Origin of the sequence: Maribacter spongiae (assembly GCF_047345125.1) — a bacterium.
Lineage (GTDB): Bacteria > Bacteroidota > Bacteroidia > Flavobacteriales > Flavobacteriaceae > Maribacter.
Map to the genome: position 1 here is coordinate 463,036 of NZ_JBLFEQ010000002.1, position 17,325 is coordinate 480,360.

18 protein-coding genes are annotated in these 17,325 nt (G+C 40.5%); 7 read left to right on the forward strand and 11 right to left on the reverse strand.

Annotation, left to right across the window (positions count from 1 at the left end; genetic code table 11):
- Window positions 1-26: 26 nt before the first annotated feature.
- The 3 genes from ACKWB9_RS04640 to ACKWB9_RS04650 all read right to left on the reverse strand — a co-directional run bounded on the left by ACKWB9_RS04640 (window position 27) and on the right by ACKWB9_RS04650 (window position 4,798).
- Entirely contained in the window at window positions 27-2,087 is a 2,061-nt protein-coding gene (locus tag ACKWB9_RS04640; RefSeq protein WP_414001826.1) for an IPT/TIG domain-containing protein, read from the reverse strand.
- Window positions 2,087-3,952: an IPT/TIG domain-containing protein gene (locus ACKWB9_RS04645; RefSeq protein ID WP_414001827.1), complete on the reverse strand. Its 1,866-nt coding sequence runs from the start codon at window positions 3,950-3,952 to the stop codon at window positions 2,087-2,089. The genes ACKWB9_RS04640 and ACKWB9_RS04645 overlap by 1 nt, the downstream gene beginning before the upstream one ends.
- Before the next feature lie 654 nt (window positions 3,953-4,606).
- Window positions 4,607-4,798, reverse strand: coding sequence for a hypothetical protein (locus ACKWB9_RS04650; RefSeq protein WP_414001828.1), 192 nt, complete (start codon window positions 4,796-4,798; stop codon window positions 4,607-4,609).
- Between the two features lie 7 nt (window positions 4,799-4,805).
- On the opposite strand from ACKWB9_RS04650, the gene ACKWB9_RS04655 reads away from it, so the two are divergent.
- Both ACKWB9_RS04655 and ACKWB9_RS04660 read left to right on the forward strand, forming a co-directional pair.
- The gene (locus ACKWB9_RS04655; protein WP_414001829.1) at window positions 4,806-5,420 is read left to right on the forward strand and encodes a hypothetical protein; all 615 of its coding nucleotides are present in this window, start codon (window positions 4,806-4,808) and stop codon (window positions 5,418-5,420) included.
- The gene (locus ACKWB9_RS04660; protein WP_414001830.1) at window positions 5,410-5,877 is read left to right on the forward strand and encodes a 3-oxoacyl-ACP synthase; all 468 of its coding nucleotides are present in this window, start codon (window positions 5,410-5,412) and stop codon (window positions 5,875-5,877) included. Before ACKWB9_RS04655 ends, ACKWB9_RS04660 begins: the two co-directional genes overlap by 11 nt.
- A 9-nt stretch (window positions 5,878-5,886) precedes the next feature.
- Here the strand turns inward: ACKWB9_RS04660 and arfB are convergent, their stop codons facing one another.
- From arfB to ACKWB9_RS04695, 7 genes are all read right to left on the reverse strand, one after another.
- Window positions 5,887-6,288 carry an alternative ribosome rescue aminoacyl-tRNA hydrolase ArfB gene (gene arfB, locus ACKWB9_RS04665; protein WP_414001831.1) on the reverse strand — a complete coding sequence of 134 codons (402 nt, stop codon included), beginning with the start codon at window positions 6,286-6,288 and terminating at the stop codon, window positions 5,887-5,889.
- Between the two features lie 65 nt (window positions 6,289-6,353).
- The gene (locus tag ACKWB9_RS04670) at window positions 6,354-7,343 is read right to left on the reverse strand and encodes an ABC transporter ATP-binding protein (RefSeq protein WP_414001832.1); all 990 of its coding nucleotides are present in this window, start codon (window positions 7,341-7,343) and stop codon (window positions 6,354-6,356) included.
- Window positions 7,344-7,429: 86 nt separating this feature from the next.
- Complete coding sequence (locus ACKWB9_RS04675; RefSeq protein ID WP_414001833.1) at window positions 7,430-9,586, reverse strand: prolyl oligopeptidase family serine peptidase; 2,157 nt, start codon at window positions 9,584-9,586, stop codon at window positions 7,430-7,432.
- 100 nt (window positions 9,587-9,686) lie between these two features.
- On the reverse strand, window positions 9,687-10,676 hold the full coding sequence (locus tag ACKWB9_RS04680) for an aspartate-semialdehyde dehydrogenase (protein ID WP_414001834.1): 990 nt from the start codon (window positions 10,674-10,676) through the stop codon (window positions 9,687-9,689).
- Window positions 10,677-10,969: 293 nt separating this feature from the next.
- Window positions 10,970-11,374: a large-conductance mechanosensitive channel protein MscL gene (gene mscL / locus ACKWB9_RS04685; protein ID WP_414001835.1), complete on the reverse strand. Its 405-nt coding sequence runs from the start codon at window positions 11,372-11,374 to the stop codon at window positions 10,970-10,972.
- Window positions 11,375-11,460: 86 nt separating this feature from the next.
- Entirely contained in the window at window positions 11,461-12,567 is a 1,107-nt protein-coding gene (alr, locus tag ACKWB9_RS04690) for an alanine racemase (protein ID WP_414001836.1), read from the reverse strand.
- On the reverse strand, window positions 12,560-13,204 hold the full coding sequence (locus ACKWB9_RS04695; protein ID WP_414001837.1) for a thymidine kinase: 645 nt from the start codon (window positions 13,202-13,204) through the stop codon (window positions 12,560-12,562). Before ACKWB9_RS04695 ends, alr begins: the two co-directional genes overlap by 8 nt.
- A gap of 332 nt (window positions 13,205-13,536) precedes the next feature.
- Between ACKWB9_RS04695 and ACKWB9_RS04700 the strand changes: the two genes are divergently transcribed.
- The 4 genes from ACKWB9_RS04700 (at window position 13,537) to ACKWB9_RS04715 (ending at window position 16,026) form a co-directional block, all read left to right on the forward strand.
- A complete protein-coding gene (locus ACKWB9_RS04700) occupies window positions 13,537-14,223 on the forward strand; it encodes a hypothetical protein (protein WP_414001838.1) in 687 nt (228 codons plus the stop codon).
- Window positions 14,224-14,419: 196 nt separating this feature from the next.
- Window positions 14,420-14,776 carry a DoxX family protein gene (locus ACKWB9_RS04705; protein WP_414001839.1) on the forward strand — a complete coding sequence of 119 codons (357 nt, stop codon included), beginning with the start codon at window positions 14,420-14,422 and terminating at the stop codon, window positions 14,774-14,776.
- A 6-nt stretch (window positions 14,777-14,782) separates the two neighbouring features.
- Complete coding sequence (gene rsmI / locus ACKWB9_RS04710; RefSeq protein WP_414001840.1) at window positions 14,783-15,454, forward strand: 16S rRNA (cytidine(1402)-2'-O)-methyltransferase; 672 nt, start codon at window positions 14,783-14,785, stop codon at window positions 15,452-15,454.
- Complete coding sequence (locus ACKWB9_RS04715; RefSeq protein WP_414001841.1) at window positions 15,454-16,026, forward strand: uracil-DNA glycosylase family protein; 573 nt, start codon at window positions 15,454-15,456, stop codon at window positions 16,024-16,026. Before rsmI ends, ACKWB9_RS04715 begins: the two co-directional genes overlap by 1 nt.
- Window positions 16,027-16,230: 204 nt before the next feature.
- Here ACKWB9_RS04715 and ACKWB9_RS04720 read toward each other — a convergent pair whose 3' ends face one another.
- The gene (locus tag ACKWB9_RS04720) at window positions 16,231-16,833 is read right to left on the reverse strand and encodes a carboxymuconolactone decarboxylase family protein (protein WP_414001842.1); all 603 of its coding nucleotides are present in this window, start codon (window positions 16,831-16,833) and stop codon (window positions 16,231-16,233) included.
- 59 nt (window positions 16,834-16,892) lie between these two features.
- Here ACKWB9_RS04720 and ACKWB9_RS04725 point away from each other — a divergent pair, with 59 nt between their 5' ends.
- On the forward strand, window positions 16,893-17,321 hold the full coding sequence (locus tag ACKWB9_RS04725; protein WP_414001843.1) for an OsmC family protein: 429 nt from the start codon (window positions 16,893-16,895) through the stop codon (window positions 17,319-17,321).
- The last annotated feature ends 4 nt before the right edge of the window (window positions 17,322-17,325 follow it).

Sequence of the window (17,325 nt, forward strand, 5' to 3'; positions counted from 1 at the left end):
GTATTTTCATTTTTCATTTTTTTACTTCAAAGTCTTTGTAAATCGGCTTTGTAACATCGCCCATTCGATTGCCTAACCAATAAATAAATTGCATTGGAAAACTTGATGTTTGAGGTTGGCGCAGATGCACCATGGTATTGAAACTGTGTTTCATTTTGTCTTTCAAGTTCTATCCAATCATCTAAACTGGGCACATATTTAAATTCTCCATCACTAGAACTTAAAAACCCGCCAAAGAATACATATCCGTTCCCATTATATTCGAATGCCGTTGTGTTATTTCTAATATCAGGAAAATTGGCTATGCGTATCCATTCATCGGATACAGGATTAAACTTCCAGAAGTCGTAGTGACCTGTAGAGGTGGCACCATTTCCAACATATGCCTCATTATCAATAACAAAGGTTGAAGTGAGTAATCGATTGGAATTACCTAAAAAATTAGCGATAGGATTCCAGGTATCTTCGCTATCATCGTAACTCCAAAAATGAGAAAAAAGCTCATATTCCGGATAATAATTGGTTTCCGGATACCTGCCCAAGCCTAAATAAACAAGGTTTTCAATATTGAAAACCGTTGGACTTTTTCTAGCTGTGTCAGGATATTCTGCTCTTTCAACAAAAGTTTGTGAATTAGGCAAAAACTCATAGAAATTATGTTCCTCTTCCTCGGCAAAATAAAAAAACACCCTGTCTGACTCAGCATTATACAGGATTGAATAATATTCATCTTTCATACTGGTTCTGGGATAGTCAACATAAAAGGTTGAGAGAATATTTAATTCGGAATCCAGGCGTTTTACGGAAAACCTTGCATTGTGATCGTCTTCCTCAAAGATATAGGCAATATTATCCTTATTCACGAAATTTTGATAATAGGAATTATAGTCAAGCTCTTTGTAGAATAACCAAACATCTATCAAGGTGAGTTCCTCACTATACTGAAACTCTTGATCCATTAGTTCCATTCTGAGCATAGGATTTCTATCCTCATAAGGTCCTATCGGGACCTTTACCGTTAATTTGTTCTTGGAAGCGGCCAAGATTTCAGCTCTATTATCATCAAACCAAACGATATTGTCTTCAAGTATTGGGCTGAATTCATCACCAACTATTTCAATGGTTTCGTTGGCATAAAAACTAGAAGGGGCCTGTTCTATAATGGGAGCATTTATGGCAAAGGAAACCCCTGATGAAACTTCTTGCAATTGGGTTATTAATTTAAGCGAGTTAGTAGATTTTGACAAAGATTGTGGTAATACAAAAGTGATTGAATCCTTAGATGAAAATAGAATTTCACTTTGTTTTTCCTCTATAATAATTGTGTTTCTATTGTTTTCAAAATCAAAATGTTTGCCATAAACCGTCAATGTATCCCCAATGGAAACCATCTCTTGGGAGATATTTTCAATTATTGGAGTAAACAAGGAAAAATCTTCAAATGAGTCGGATTTATTATATAACTCTAGTGTAATTTTAGGATTGAACCTTTTTAAGGTTTCTGGAACAATACATTTAACCAGGGTATCGGAAGATTCCAATACCGAACCCACCTCCTCGTCAAACAACACTTTTATTTTGTTGGAGATTGATGAGAAATTTGACCCTTTAATTCGCAATGTGTCCCCTATATGAGCTTGGTCAATCTGACCGATGATAGGAGCCTTACTGCCTGTTGAGACGAATGATTTTATTGAGGTATACTCGTAGGTTTCACCTATTTTGACATAAGCTACAATGAAATATTCTTTATTAAAATCCAAATCTTTATCTATAGTCAGTAAAAACTTCTTTCCTTGTATTTCATCAGATTCAAACTTTTGGGAATTATTAAAATCCGGATTCTCAAATTGGGAAAGCAAGAAACCATGTTCTGTAACTTCGGCGTCATCAATATTAGTTGCCGAAGCTTCCAACATAATTCCTCCATCTTCGAAGACTTCGACTTCAAGGTCAAAATTCAAAAGGTCAAAAATTTCTTCAGTTTCTTCTTTTGCTTCAGGCTGAGGTACTTCTTTCTCAGAAGAATCTTCGGAACATGATAAAAACAGTGTAGTAAAAACCAGGAAAAGGAATGTCTTTTTCATTAATTGGTAAAGTTTGAAAGCTCTGTTCTTAAAACCACGTGATCATATCGTTTAATGGAACTGTAGTCTGGAAGAGTGGAACTTGAAGTATATCCTATAAAGTAAACATAATCGTTATTTACAAAAACAGACCTTCCATCCAACCTATACCCATTAATAACCAAATCTGCCCTCATGGAGTATTCATCCAAATCAATATCATATTCATGAAAATCAGTTCCAGAATAACCAACATATTGTCGAGGATGATAAAACCCCTTGCTGTCAATTTGGAAAAAAACAGCTTCTGACGCAGGGTTAATAATATCACTTTTGCGAACCCAAGAGGCATCTGGTGTGAATTCCCAAAGATCATAGAGTTGGTGCCCATTACTTATATATGCTTTGCCATTATTTACATAATAAGTGGAATGATATCCATTTCCTTGTCCTTCAACAAAAGGCATTTCTGAAACATAATTCCATGTGTTAGCATTTTCCTCAAACTTCCAAAACTTTCTATTTGGCACTATAGAAGTTCCTCCTGTATAACCCATTCCCAAATAAAAAGCATTGGCCAACACAAAGCCCATGGGTTTTTTTATGACCTCGGTGTTTTCGAAATCTTGAAGGGGAGTTAAAACTCCAGACATTAAATCATACTTGTAAAAATTATTTGTCTGTCGAGCAATGTAGATATATACATTGCCATCATTTAATGAAAAGGGGTAGAATGAGACAATTCTATCAGGATCAAAATCTATATCAATATCAGGCAAATTTCCCCATGTATTTGCTACAGGATTATATTTCACAAAACCTATTCTATCTGGATTGCCATAAAATCCACCGGAACCCCTATATTGAAGTATGTAGAAAGAGTCATCATAACCAAAGCTCCATTTTGAAATATGGCCCTGATCATATCTTCCATCCGTAAGTCCTTGGTTGTCAATTCTCCCATATTGGTACCATGTATTTTTTAAATACAGCCCGAGATTTTGGGTTACTTCTTTCTCCACCACTTTTACAGTAACCTCATTTATGTTCCTATCAGTATAAAGCCCCAAAGGAACTTTAGCGATTATAGAATCCGCGTAGACTTGCTCAATCTCCGCTCTATTTTCACCTATATAGACCTCATGCAGGTAATCTCTAAATTCGAAAAAGTTGGAGCCATAGATAGTAATGTTTTCATTGATTAAAAGACTGTCCTTAGAAATTCCTGTTATAATAGGATCAGGTATCACTACTCCTTTGTCTTTTCTAAGCTCCCTTAATTGTGCTCTTACCAATAAATCATTTTCATGCTTGTCTATGTTATAAGGTAGAACAAATCTTATGGAATCTTTGCTATGGTCAACCACCTCTAATCGGTTGTTATTGAGTTCAACAATTCCACCTTTTATATCCGGACGATTTGTTAGATGTTTCCCATAAACCACAACCGTATCCCTTAACCTAAAGTTGCTTGGGATTGAATCTATTTCTGGTTGATACAATTGAAAAGCGTTCCTAAAATCAGTGATTGTATCACGGTTATCTACAGAAATATGCAGACTATCAGGCTCAAATCCCCAATAAGGCAACTCAAATTCAATTATACTGTCGTTGTTGAAAAGAATTTTTAGTTGGCTTTGGCCTATAGATAATCTAACATCCTTGTTAAAATTTCCTCCCTTTAGGCTTAATGTATCTCCCAAATCTGCAAGTTGTGGAAAAACAGAATCGATGACTAATATTGGATTTGGTTGCTCTGGCTCTTCAGAGTTTTTCTCTTCTGGATTTTCAGTTGTTGGTGATTCGGGTTTGGTAGTTGTATTTTCTTCGGACTTACTACATGAGAAAATCAAAAGGATGGTACAAACCAAAAAAAGATGCTTCATTTAAGTAAATTGGATATGGCAAGGTACGAAAGTTCTGCAATTTTTTTCACTTACAAACTTAATCGATAAAAGTTTATTGATTATGGACAATGGTAAAACGGGAAAGAAATGTTCCTTACGAATATAATCAAATGGTTTAGATTCAAATTTTGCAAATCTTAGAACTCAATTTGCTAATAGTAGCCTATAACATAACTTATTAGGGTATATTAATTAGTCAAAAGAGGGCAGCCAAAGCTAAAAAATTCTTTCAGTTGCTGTAACCAGAGGAAACAAAAAGAATTGCGTTTCAATGGGCGCATAATTTGCTGTATAAAGGAGATATATTCGAATCAATGACCTTTTATGAAGCTTGTTCAACGCATATCATGTTGAAGTAGGAGCGATTGTGAGAACAAAATAAAAGTATCAAACACAAAAACTTGATGGCGGAAACAAACAATATCTCATTTAATTTCAAGACATTTGATATCGAGCACGTTCATTTAAAATCCGATATTATTTTGGTGCGATTTCCGATGAGTGATCAATATTATTTAGTTGTAAAAACTGAGAATCAATAAAATAATAGTTCAGTCCTAATATGGGGTCACCAATAAAATTGAAGCTTCGAGGTTTTTACCCTCGAAGCTTTTTTCACTTGAAGTACTTTTCTTAATTCAAAGAAACGCTATTGAACGTTTTCTTTGTCCGCTCGCCATGGGATGCCGTAACAACCGATTTTTCTTTATATATTGCTGTCCCCTTATTTATAAAGGCCGTTTTCCCAAGGTCTTTTTCCGTGAGTCTTAAATGGAACTTTATAAAGGCATACTTGTGCTGTGTGATCACATAATGGAATGACATGGCATTTATGATAAAAAGAAAAGGGTTCACGCTTTATATTTTATTGGCCCTAATAGGTTCAGGCTGTTCCCTTACCCAGCACAAATATGAAAGGGAATATGCGAAGATTTGGAAAGAAATGATCAAATCCAAAGCATGGCAAGAATCGTTCTTGGCCAATGGTGAAAATAAAGAATTGGATTTGTATGCGAGTACAGAGACCCATGCCGTTCTTTTGGACGGTTCGAGTACGGCGGATTTCAATAATTTTGAAGAAAGATACGCTTCCTTGGTATCCCGTGCCTATTTTAAGATAATCACCGAAGCGGAAAAAGCCGATGCCCGTATTTCGGCAGAATATAGATTGCTGGAAGAACAACAAAGGTCCGATGCCGTGAAGATGGACAGATCAATAAAAAAGCGAAGGGAATTGACCGTTAAGAAGTACAATGCACACAAAGCGATGTTGAGCGGATTAAAATCCTGGAATATCTTTAGCGAGGACCGTTCGGGGGACTTGGATTATTTTAAGGCCGAGAACAGACAGGAAATCCAAAGAATGATGATCAACGGGGAACCCAGTGATACCATGGTAAATTTCCTTATTTACAAATTGGCCGATTTATACCACGTTGAAGAATAAGAAAGCATTACGGGAATTAAAACAGGCCGCCTTTGCATATTGTTCGGATTCTGTATCCGCCAGGCTCTCCAGGATACGATCCCAAATACAAGAAATAGAAATTGCCCTGACTTCCGAGACTAAAAGTAGTGCGGGAGATAAGCATGAGACGGGCAGGGCCATGCTACAATTGGAACGGGAAAAATTGGGAGTTCAACTGGCCAATGCCGAACGCACAAAAGAAATAGTGTCCAAAATAAAATTGGATTCCAATATTCATGTAGGTCTGGGCACTATGATCCTAACAGAACAAAACAACTATTTTATGGGGATTTCCGCAGGGGAATGCAACATTGCGGGCAATTCGATTTACTGCATCTCTCCCGCTACGCCCATTGGAAAGTTATTATTGGGGAAAAGTGTTGGCGATACCTTTAGGTTCGACCAAAAAGACATTAAAATAATAGGGATTGTATAATGGGGAAGACTAAAAATCCGGTTTGCTCCGGTTCGCCTTTTTAAGTGCCGCCCGTTTTTTGGCCTTTAACCTTTTTTCGATCGCCGATTTGGAAGGCTTGCTCCGTTTTCGTTTTTTAGGAATGTAAAGCGCTTTCCGGAGTAGCTCAAAGAATCTTTTGATGATGGTCGATTTGTTTTTATGTTGACTTCTATGGGTGTCACACTGCAATTGCAATTGCCCTTCATGGTTTAATCTAGTGCCGAGTTTGTTCAGGAGGCGTTCTTTTTCAACTTCGGACAGCCCCTTGGAATTGGGAATATCAAAGGAAAGTTCCACCTTGGAAGATACTTTATTGGCATGTTGGCCTCCGGGGCCACTACTTCTAACGGCCTTAAATTGAAGTTCTTGTTGAATGATATCCTGATCCAAAATGAAAGGGTTTGACCAACAAAAATAGGCTATACTTGGCTATTCCCGTTATGGATAACCTTACCTTACTCGTGAACGGCTTGTAGGAGCCTTTGGTTTATCGTTTCCAAAGAGACATTTAAAAAGATTTTTTTATCTACGACAGGTTCCAAAGGAGCGTTGAAAAAAATTACTTCCCCATCCCCCGTTTCTCCTTTAGCCAGGAAATGGCTGCCCATGGGATATGATTTTTTAACGGTCACGGGAATGCCGGAAGTTTCCGATACCCGAAATTCATGGGCGTAAACAATGATTTTTCTTTTAGTATTCGCATAGGATTTGAGCACGTCTATGGAAATGTGGTTGGCTTCCCCGAACAGGGAGGCGATATATAGATCTCTGGGGTTTCTATACAGTTCCATGGGCTTGCCTTTTGCCATAACCCGTTGATCTCTTAATACAAAGACCTTATCCGTAAACGGAAGCACATCATGATAATCATGTGTGGCAACGATACAGGTAATACCATTTTCCTTTAAATAACCAAAAATATTTCGCCTAAGGCTATTTTTCATAAAGTTGTCCATATGGCTAAAAGGTTCGTCCAATAAAAGGATTTCCGGTTTTTGCGCCAAAACACGTGCCAGGGCCACCCGCTGTTGCTGGCCACCACTGAGTGTGTTTACTTTCTTATCGGCGAAGGCGGTGAGTTCTATCATGGCCAATAATGTTTCCGTCCGTTTTTGAAGTTCTTCCGGATAGAACACGGAGAGGTACTGGCTTATATTTTCCTTTACCGTAATAAAGGGCATCAAATCAAAATCCTGGGAGAGATATTTCATAAATGGCGCACCGGGGACCAAATAATAGGCAGGGCCTAAAATGGGTTCGTCCTCCCAGAATATTTCGCCCTGTTCCAAATCCATCAAACCATAGATAATCTTGAGCAAGGTACTCTTGCCACAACCACTTTCCCCTATGATGGCCACATGTTCCCTTCGTTGTATCCTCATATTGATATTGTCCAAAATGGAAATATCATCATAAGCAAAGGATACATTCTCTATTCGTAACATAAAGTTGTCGGGTTAGGGTCTATACGGAAAAATCCGTTCCTGTGTAAGAACGGATTTTCCGATAATTTATTGATATGACGTCGGATTTAATCCTTGAACTTTTTTAAAACAGATTGATTGGGTAGTGCTTCAAAACCCATATTATATAAGGTAAACCCAAAAATATCCGCATACTGTGCTATAGTTTTGCTTACCGGTGTTCCTGCACCATGACCGGCGTTGGTCTCTATCCGGATAAGGGCGGGGCGTTCACCTGCCTGTTTTTCCTGAAGCTCCGCCGCAAACTTAAAACTATGGGCCGGTACCACCCGATCGTCATGATCCCCGGTTGTGACCAAGGTAGCGGGATAAACGGTGCCTTTTGTAACGTTATGTATGGGGGAATACCCTTTGAGATAGTTGAACATTTCCTCACTTTCCTCAGAAGTCCCATAATCATAGGCCCATCCGGCCCCGGCCGTAAACGTGTGATAGCGTAGCATGTCCAATACGCCTACCGCAGGTAATGCCACTTGCATCAAGTCCGGCCGTTGGGTCATGGTAGCACCTACCAGCAACCCGCCATTGGACCCTCCTCTTATGGCTAGGTACTCTTTGGACGTATAATTGTTGGCGATCAAATATTCGGCCGCTGCGATAAAATCGTCAAATACATTTTGCTTTTGGGTCTTGGTACCCGCATCATGCCATTTTTTGCCGTATTCACCACCGCCCCTTAAATTGGGTACGGCATAGACGCCCCCTTGCTCCATCCAAACGGCATTGGCAATACTGAACGAAGGGGTCAAACTAACATTGAACCCTCCATAACCATACAAAATAGTAGGGTTTTTGCCGTTGAGCTCCAATCCTTTTTTATGGGTGATGATCATGGGTACTTTAGTCCCGTCTTTTGAAGTATAAAAAACCTGATTGGACTCATAATCTGCAGGGTTAAAATCGATTTCAGGTTTCCAATATCGCTCGTATTCACCACTTTCCGCATTGTATTTATAGGATGAACCCGGGGTGTTGTAATTGGTAAAGGAGAAGTAAAATTCGGCATCCTCTTTTTTTCCCCTAAAACCACCGGCGCTTCCTACGCCCGGCAATTCAACTTCGCGAATCAGTTTACCGTCATAATCGTATTGGTATACCTTAGAAATGGCGTCTACCATATATTCCGTAAAGAAATAGCCGCTTCCCGTGCTCGGTGTGAGTACATTTTCGGTTTCTTTTATAAAATCCACCCAATTCCCGGGGCTTGGATCAGAGGCATCTACCGTTACAATTTTCTTGTTGGGGGCATCCATATTGGTCACCAAAAAAAGTTTGGAACCTTCGTTTTCCATTACATAAGTATCCGTGTCCGTATGATCAAGAATGGTCACGAATTCAGCATTGGGATCGGACAGGTCCTTCATTAACAATTTGTTTCCGGAAGTGGAAGTTCTAGGGTAAACGAACAGGTATTTTGCATCTTCGGTCACGCTTCCACTTATATATCTATGCTTTTGCCCAGGTGTTCCTCCATAAATTAACTTGTCCGCCGATTGCGGAGTACCCAGTTTGTGATAGTAGAGTTTATGCTGATCTGTTTTGGCAGAAAGTTCACTGCCCTTGGGCTTATCATAACTGGAATAAAAGAAGCCATCGTTTCCTTTCCATGAAATATCGCTAAATTTAATATCTACCAAGGTGTCTTCAACAATTTTTTGGGTCTCGGCATCGATAATGATCGCTTTTCGCCAATCGCTACCACCTTCGGAGATAAGATAAGCGGCCAAAGCCCCGTCTTTGGTAAACCTCAGGCTGGTCAGGGATGTTGTGCCATCCTCCGAAAAGGTATTGGGGTCCAAAAAGACCTCCGCTTCTGAATCGCCTTTTTTTCGATACACGACAGATTGATTTTGAAGCCCGTCATTTTTATTGAAATAGGTATAGTCTCCTTCTTTAAAAGGAGCTCCTAATTTTTCATAGTTCCATAATTTTTCCAATCGGGATTTTAGATCCTCACGAAAGGGAATATTGTCCAAATAACCAAAAGTGGTCTTATTTTGTTCCTTTACCCATGCTTCGGTTTCAGGGCTTCTATCATCCTCCAACCAGCGATAGGGGTCTTTGACCTCGGTTCCAAAATAAGTATCTACGGTATCGACTTTTGCGGTTGTGGGATAATTCACGGCAATAGGTTCTCTTTTAGGTTTGTTTTGGCAGGCAGATGCCAGAACAAGTGCCAATAGGCAAGGTGTTGTTAGTTTCATTGTTTTTAAGAATTAGTCGGGCTAAAAATAGCATTAAAAAACCTTCAAAACAGCATAGTTTTGAAGGTTTTAACACTCTTTTAGAAGTTGGTATCGTAAACTAAACCAACTGGTTAGCCGCTAAATACTCTGCAATCTGCACAGCATTGGTAGCGGCCCCTTTTCTAAGGTTGTCCGAAACGATCCACATGTTCAAGGTATTGCGCTGGGTTTCGTCCCTGCGGATGCGGCCTACGAATACTTCGTCTTTATCATGGGCGTATATGGGCATGGGATAGGTGTTGGTATCGGGATTATCCTGAACGGTAACTCCCGGGGTATCATTCAGTATCCTGCGTACTTCGCTCAGTTCAAAATCATTTTCAAACTCCACATTAACGGATTCCGAATGTCCGCCTGCCGTAGGAATACGTACTGCTGTGGCACTTACGGAAAAAGTACGGTCATCCAATATTTTTTGCGGTTCCCGGGCCAATTTCATTTCTTCTTTAGTATAGCCGTTCTCTAAAAAAACATCGCAATGAGGTAAGGCATTGCGACCAATAGGGTAAGGGTAGGCCATTTCTCCTTCTACCCCCGCTATTTCATTTTCAAGTTGCCGGACCGCTTTTACCCCGGTACCTGAAACGGACTGATAGGTAGAAACGACCACACGCTTCATGTTGTATTTTTTGTGGAGTGGTGCCAGGGCCATGACCATTTGTATGGTGGAGCAATTGGGATTGGCAATGATTTTATCATTGGCGGTAAGTTCATTTGCATTTATCTCCGGAACCACCAATTTTTTATCCGGATCCATACGCCAAGCGGAGGAGTTGTCCACTACGGTCGTTCCGGCGTCGGCAAATTTTGGGGCCCATTCCAAAGAAGTGTCCCCACCGGCGGAAAAAATGGCAATGTCCGGTCGGGCGGCTACGGCATCGGCAAGTCCAATTATGGTATGCTCTTCACCATTATAGGCTAATTTTTTGCCCACGGAACGTTCAGAAGCGACCAACAATAGTTCCGAAATCGGAAAATTACGCTCCGCCAATACCTTCAACATTACTTCGCCTACCATTCCGGTTGCGCCAACAACTGCTACTTTCATTATGATGATTTAAAATTGAAGTACAAAAATAGGCAATAGGCCAGTATGGGCAAATTAAAAGAAAGATAATTATTAAAATATAACAAAAAGTTATATTTAAAACAATTGCTTTATGGTTTTAAATTGAGAACGAGGATTCGTCATTTCGATATCGTGAAATATGAACGACGGAAAACCCTCATTATAATGTAATTTCAAAAATAACCGCCAATCGGGTCAGCGAAACCCAATTGGCGGTTTTGGTTTAAAATTTGCCGTAGTATAGCGGCGTTCCTATATAAAGGAAATGGATTTTACTTTTTCAATGCATCCCTGATTTCGGCAAGCAACTCTTCGGTCGTAGGCCCTGCCGGAGGTGCCGGAGCTTCTTCTTCTTCTTTTTTCTTCATGCTATTAACGCCTTTAACGATCAGGAACATGACAAAGGCAACAATGATAAAATCGATAACGTTGGTCAAAAACTCACCGTATAAAACAGCGACCTCACCAACTTTTTCCCCGGCATCGTTCATAGTACCTTCTTTTAGAATATGTTTTAAATCGTTAAAATTGGCATCAAAGAGCAAACCGATAAGTGGAGATACGATACCCCCGGTAAAAGAGGCGACAACTTTATTAAAAGCGGCACCCATAACGAAACCAACGGCAATGTCCACCAGGTTTCCTTTCATGGCAAATTCCTTAAATTCTTTAAGCATGATAAAGTGTTTAATGGTTAAAAATTAAGTAACACGCAATATAGTGAAAAATTATTTTCTTAAAAAAACGTTAATAATCCGTTTCCCTAGTCCTTGTACACCCGTGATATTCGTTGGGAGATGCCCGTTAAAAGCTCGTAGGAAATAGTGTTTGCGGTCTGGGCAAATTCCATGGCCGAGAGTTCAGGGCCAAAAACAACCACCTCGTCCCCTTCTTTACAGCTTATGCCGGTAACGTCTATCATGATCATATCCATACAAACATTGCCAATAATGGGTGCCTTTTTCCCATGGACCAGCACATAGGTTTTTCCTCCACCGTACTGTCTTCCGATGCCATCCGCATGGCCTAGGGGCAGGGTCGCTGAAATACGGTGTCCATCGGAGGCAAAGCTCCTGTTATATCCTACGGTTTCACCGGGCTCTATTTTATGGATTTGTGAAATGATGGTCTTTAGAGTAGCTACCGGTTTTAGTTCGGCATCTATTTTGGCCTCGTTGCCATATCCGTACAATCCTATCCCACTTCGCACCATATCGTACTGTGCTCCGGTATAATTGATAATGCCCGAGGTGTTTAGCAAATGCCGGAAAGGCTTATCATCTAATTTTTTATTGATTTCTAAGGTTATTTTTTGAAAAACATCTATTTGTCTTTGGGTAAACGTGCCCTCGTTCAAGTCTTCGGAAGCGGCCAAATGGGAGAAAACGGAACTGATCTTCACTTCATCAACATCTCGTAATTGCCCGGTAATGTAATCTACATCATTCTCCCCAAACCCCAATCGGTTTAGGCCCGTATTGAATTTTAAGTGAACGGGATAATCCGTTTGCCCTTGTCTTTTAGCCGATGCCAAAAAGTCTTCCAAGACTTTGGGAGAGTATAAGCTGGGCTCGAGACGGTGTGTTATTAAAGTATTAAAATTTATGGTTTGCGGATGAAGTACCAGAATGGGTTTTGTTATCCCTGCATTTCGTAAAGCTACCCCTTCTTTTACATAGGCTACCGCAAAATAATCTACACCCAGGCTTTCTAGCTTTTGGGCTACTTTCTCGGCATCGCTCCCATAGGCAAAAGCCTTTACAACGGCCAAAAACTTGGTCCTGGCAGCCAATTTGGAACGGAGATAACGGTAATTATGCTCCAATGCCCTTAAATCGATTTCAAGGACCGTTTCTTTTGCCTCAGGCATTGGATCGCTTATTTTTAGAGGGCACCTCTTCAGCAGAGACATCCATTTTACGTATTTTTTCTTTGAGCATGGCCTTATAAAATGCGCCCCGGCTCAATGATTCGTATTCTTCCGTCTCTCCCAGCATGACCAGGTCTGCATTATTGGATTTTCTAAAACTGTAATTGGCAAGATTACCGGTACGGGTACAAATGGCATGTACTTTGGTAACATATTCGGCGGTAGCCATTAAAGCGGGCATGGGGCCAAAGGGATTGCCCTTAAAATCCATGTCCAGCCCCGCTATGATGACCCGGATACCCTGGTTGGCCAGATCGTTGCAGACGGTCACGATTTCGTCATCAAAAAATTGGGCCTCGTCAATGCCGATAACATCACAGGTATCCGCCAAAATACGGATATTCGCCGCTGCGGGTACGGGAGTCGATCTTATTTCATTTGCGTCATGGGACACCACCATTTCATCGTCATAACGGTTGTCCACCATAGGTTTGAAAATCTCGACCTTGAGTTTTGCAAATTGGGCGCGCCTTAACCTGCGTATCAATTCCTCGGTTTTACCGGAAAACATGGATCCTGCGATGACCTCTATCCAGCCGAATTGTTCTTTATGATTAACAGTATTTTCGAGAAACATTTTGTAATTTTAAAGACTGTTCCGAAATTTATGATTGAATTTTTTATCGACTATTTCTAATGTAGAACAAGATAAAAATTCAAAGAATAGCGGCATTATCGTCTTAATATATAACGAAGTTATGCGCAAAAAGAGAGATATAAAAACAATCGATACATTTTAAAACGATCCCTTGAACTAAAACAAGAGGATTTTCGTTCTTAAATTACAGAATGAACCCGTTTAAAATTTCAGGATTTAATTTTCCGACGGATTAAAAATTTTTAAACGAGTTTAATAAATAAAGTTAGTAAAAATACCGTCTTAGGATATGGGCCTTTTAAAATTGTGAGATGAAGAGAAAGTTGAAAGAAGAGTTGCGGAAATTATCCACGGAAATTATTACGGCAAAGGATTTGAGCGAGATTACAGATCTGTACGAAGTTTCCAAGAAATTGTACGAGAAACTGGCCGTATTGAAGTTTATTGAAGAAGAATTGAACGATTTGCAAATAGATGTTTCCAAAAATGCCATTGCCGCCAAGTTTGAACAAATGGCGAATGCCGTAATACATGCCACATCGGTTCCGGAGAACAATCCGCACGAGGAGGATATAATAACGCCCGGCATGGACACCATAAAGGACATGGTCTCCGAAATGCCGAGCAATGATAGTTTGGAAGAGGTACTTACCGAGTTTATGGCAAAACCGGACCTGATGAAAAATGACAAGGAATTTTTAATGCCGCCTTCCGGGAACGATGATGCCAAAACAGAAATGCCAAAATCTTTGAACGACCGTTTTGGAAATAAGGATTTAAAGGTGGACCTGAACAATCGCCTGGGTTTTGTAAAACACCTGTTCAATGACAGTACGGAAGATTATAACCGTGTGCTATCACAATTGAATACTATTGATACGGAAGAACGTTCCATTGCCTTTATCAACAATATGGTGAAACCCGATTATAATAATTGGGAAGGAAAAGAAGAGTATGAAATCCGCTTTATGGCATTGATAGCACGTAGGTTTACCTAAAAGCTACGGTATTTAAGGGGCGATGGCCCTACATATCTGTCGGGTTTTTATTTTTCACGACCCTAAACCAGTATCTTTAAGCCACGGGAAGAGGAATTATGAAATGAACCGTACCAGATATATTGATGTCGATTGAAATGTGGACCGGTGAAATTGAAGATTCATGAAAATCGATACGAAGCAATAAAATAAGCACATGAAAACACAAAAGATTATTTTTTATATAGCAATGGGGGTCTTGACCGCCATTATGCTCTATTCCGTTCAAATGTACTTTCGCAATCCGGAAGCGGTTGCCGGATATTTTGAAAATTTAAACTATCCCAGGTATTTGGTATATCCGCTTGCTACCGCAAAATTATTAGGCTTGGTGGCCATTTGGGGAAATTTCTCCAAATCTTTGAAAGAATGGGCCTTTGCCGGTTTTTTCTTTGATATTACATTGGCTTTTACGGCCCACATGGTGGCCAAGGACGGCGGGGAACTGTTTGCGGTTGTGGCCTTTTTTGCATTGATGGTTTCTTATTTTTTGGACAAAAAAGTCCGCTCCTGATATACTATGGGGAAACTATATTTGGTGCCGACACCAATTGGTAATTTGGAAGATATGACCTTTAGGGCCGTTAAGGTGTTAAAGGAAGTGGATCTGATCTTAGCAGAAGATACCCGGACCAGCGGTAAACTACTCCAACATTTTGAGATTACTACACCCATGCATAGCCATCATATGCACAATGAGCATAAAACAGTGGATGGTATTGTGGCCAGATTGCAAAGCGGTGAAATTATCGCATTGATTTCAGATGCGGGTACCCCGGCCATTTCAGACCCCGGATTTTTATTGACACGGGCCTGTGTAGAGTATAATATTCCGGTAGAATGCCTTCCCGGGGCCACGGCTTTTGTGCCCGCTTTGGTAAATAGCGGCCTGCCCAACGATAAATTTGTATTTGAAGGATTTCTTCCTGTAAAAAAAGGCCGTCAAACAAGATTAAAACAGTTAGCGGAAGAGCCTAGGACCATAATTTTTTATGAGTCGCCCCATAAATTGATAAAGACCCTTGGAAACTTTGTCACCTATTTTGGTGCGGAACGGTCTATATCGGTTTCCAGGGAGTTGACAAAACTATACGAAGAGACCGTTCGGGGAACGGCCCAAAAAGTGTTGGAACATTATATAGAGAAACCTCCAAAAGGAGAAATTGTTATTATTGTAGAAGGAAAAAAGTGATGGATACATTATTGGATGAAATACGGAATTGTGAGGTATGTAAAGCGCATTTGCCTTTAGGGCCAAGACCCGTTGTTGCGGCGCACCCCGATGCTAAAATTGTTATCATTGGGCAGGCTCCCGGTACCCGGGTGCATGAAACCGGTATTCCCTGGAACGACCCCAGTGGGAGACAGCTGCGGAAATGGTTGGATATAACCGACGACACGTTTTATGATGAGACCAAAATAGCCATTGTGCCCATGGGTTTTTGCTATCCCGGAAAAGGAAAATCGGGCGATTTGCCACCCAGACCGGAATGTGCACCCTTGTGGCATGAAACCCTATTTGATCAGATGCCAAAGTTGGAACTGGTAATTTTAATAGGAATCTATGCCCAAAAACATTATTTGGGCAAGGCTGCGGAAAAAAACCTTACCGAAACGGTCAAAGCCTATAAAAACTATTTACCCAAGCATTTTGTATTACCACATCCTTCGCCGAGGAACCGGTTTTGGTTGACTAAAAACCCCTGGTTTGAAAAAGAAGTGGTACCGGAATTAAAAAAGAGGGTATTAAAGGTTTTGGAGTAATGGTAAATCGTTGTTCGTTATAAAAATAACGTGTTCCAGCATATTTCGGAATTAAGAAAGCACTAAGGAACCCCAATATATTTTTGTTCCATTCCTTTATAGAATTGTGTAGAGGATATCCGGTCACAAAACTGTTTCGTCCAACTATTTCCCTTAGTGTTGCTTTGCCATAAATACCACCATATTGGCAGGGCTTATTTTTCTCTAATACCCATTCCCATCATGCTTCCCCTTTTTCCAGCCATATTTGCCCAGATACTGGTCAGCACTTTCCACAGCTCCCGCTTCAATATGGGTTCCCATGGAATCGTTCCAGCGATTGAGGTAACCAAAGAGCGAGATAACCCCTAGCATTTCTACAATTTCACCGTCGTTCCAATATTTGTGGAGCTGTTCTTTAATGTGGCTATTAACCGTATTGGGCACCTGTGAGGCGGCCAAAGAAAAATCCAAGGCGGCGCGTTCCGCTTCGGAAAAAGCATCATGGGTACGGTATTCCCAGATATTGTCCAATTGTACCTGTTCGGCACCATAGCGTTCCGCGGCCCTAATGGCGTGTGCCTGGCAATAGCGGCACCCTGTGGCGTTGCTGCTCACCCAGGCGATCAATCTTTTTAAGGCGGATGTCACTCGGCCTTCATTTGCCATAACGGCTTTATTGAGGTTAATGAACGCCTTAGAAATGGCCGGCCTGTGCTGCATGGTCAGTACGGAATTGGGGCAAAACCCAAGGGTTTCATTAAAAAATTCGGCCAATTTTTTGGTTTCGGCATCATGATCGGGGCTTAACGGTTCTACTAGGGCCATAGCATAAGTTTTTTATGTTGTTTTTGTAGTATTTTTGCATGCACAAGAAACGAAAAATTATGGGGACAACAAATCATATCAGCACCAAATGGTTAGGTAATATGGCTTTTGAAAGTAATAATCCTTCAGGACATACCGTAAAGATAGATATTGCCGAGGAAGATGGCGGCAATGGCAGTGGGTATCGGCCAAAAGCACTGATGCTTTCCTCCTTGGCCGGATGTTCCGGACTGGATATTGCATCGCTTATTAAAAAAATGAAACTGGAGGTAGATGATTTTCATATAGAGACTATTGCCAATTTAACGGACGAACACCCAAAATACTATGACAATGTGGTGATAGAATATCATTTTCATGGAAAGGACCTTTCGGAGAAAAAATTGCAAAGAGCGGTAGATCTATCCGTAGAGACCTATTGTGGCGTTATGGAAATGTTCCGAAGATTTGCGGCATTGGAGATTAAAACTATCTTTCATCATAAATAACGAT

What these genes read in the sequence shown, in the direction of transcription:
- mscL (WP_414001835.1), bottom strand. Translation starts at nt 11,374, where the DNA reads ATGCTTAAAGAATTTAAGGAATTTGCCATGAAAGGAAACCTGGTGGAC.
- ACKWB9_RS04700 (WP_414001838.1), top strand. Translation starts at nt 13,537, where the DNA reads ATGAAGAGAAAGTTGAAAGAAGAGTTGCGGAAATTATCCACGGAAATT.
- ACKWB9_RS04670 (WP_414001832.1), bottom strand. Translation starts at nt 7,343, where the DNA reads ATGTTACGAATAGAGAATGTATCCTTTGCTTATGATGATATTTCCATT.
- ACKWB9_RS04655 (WP_414001829.1), top strand. Translation starts at nt 4,806, where the DNA reads ATGATAAAAAGAAAAGGGTTCACGCTTTATATTTTATTGGCCCTAATA.
- ACKWB9_RS04725 (WP_414001843.1), top strand. Translation starts at nt 16,893, where the DNA reads ATGGGGACAACAAATCATATCAGCACCAAATGGTTAGGTAATATGGCT.
- ACKWB9_RS04650 (WP_414001828.1), bottom strand. Translation starts at nt 4,798, where the DNA reads ATGTCATTCCATTATGTGATCACACAGCACAAGTATGCCTTTATAAAG.
- ACKWB9_RS04715 (WP_414001841.1), top strand. Translation starts at nt 15,454, where the DNA reads ATGGATACATTATTGGATGAAATACGGAATTGTGAGGTATGTAAAGCG.
- ACKWB9_RS04720 (WP_414001842.1), bottom strand. Translation starts at nt 16,833, where the DNA reads ATGGCCCTAGTAGAACCGTTAAGCCCCGATCATGATGCCGAAACCAAA.
- ACKWB9_RS04705 (WP_414001839.1), top strand. Translation starts at nt 14,420, where the DNA reads ATGAAAACACAAAAGATTATTTTTTATATAGCAATGGGGGTCTTGACC.
- ACKWB9_RS04640 (WP_414001826.1), bottom strand. Translation starts at nt 2,087, where the DNA reads ATGAAAAAGACATTCCTTTTCCTGGTTTTTACTACACTGTTTTTATCA.
- rsmI (WP_414001840.1), top strand. Translation starts at nt 14,783, where the DNA reads ATGGGGAAACTATATTTGGTGCCGACACCAATTGGTAATTTGGAAGAT.
- ACKWB9_RS04695 (WP_414001837.1), bottom strand. Translation starts at nt 13,204, where the DNA reads ATGTTTCTCGAAAATACTGTTAATCATAAAGAACAATTCGGCTGGATA.
- ACKWB9_RS04680 (WP_414001834.1), bottom strand. Translation starts at nt 10,676, where the DNA reads ATGAAAGTAGCAGTTGTTGGCGCAACCGGAATGGTAGGCGAAGTAATG.
- alr (WP_414001836.1), bottom strand. Translation starts at nt 12,567, where the DNA reads ATGCCTGAGGCAAAAGAAACGGTCCTTGAAATCGATTTAAGGGCATTG.
- ACKWB9_RS04645 (WP_414001827.1), bottom strand. Translation starts at nt 3,952, where the DNA reads ATGAAGCATCTTTTTTTGGTTTGTACCATCCTTTTGATTTTCTCATGT.
- ACKWB9_RS04675 (WP_414001833.1), bottom strand. Translation starts at nt 9,586, where the DNA reads ATGAAACTAACAACACCTTGCCTATTGGCACTTGTTCTGGCATCTGCC.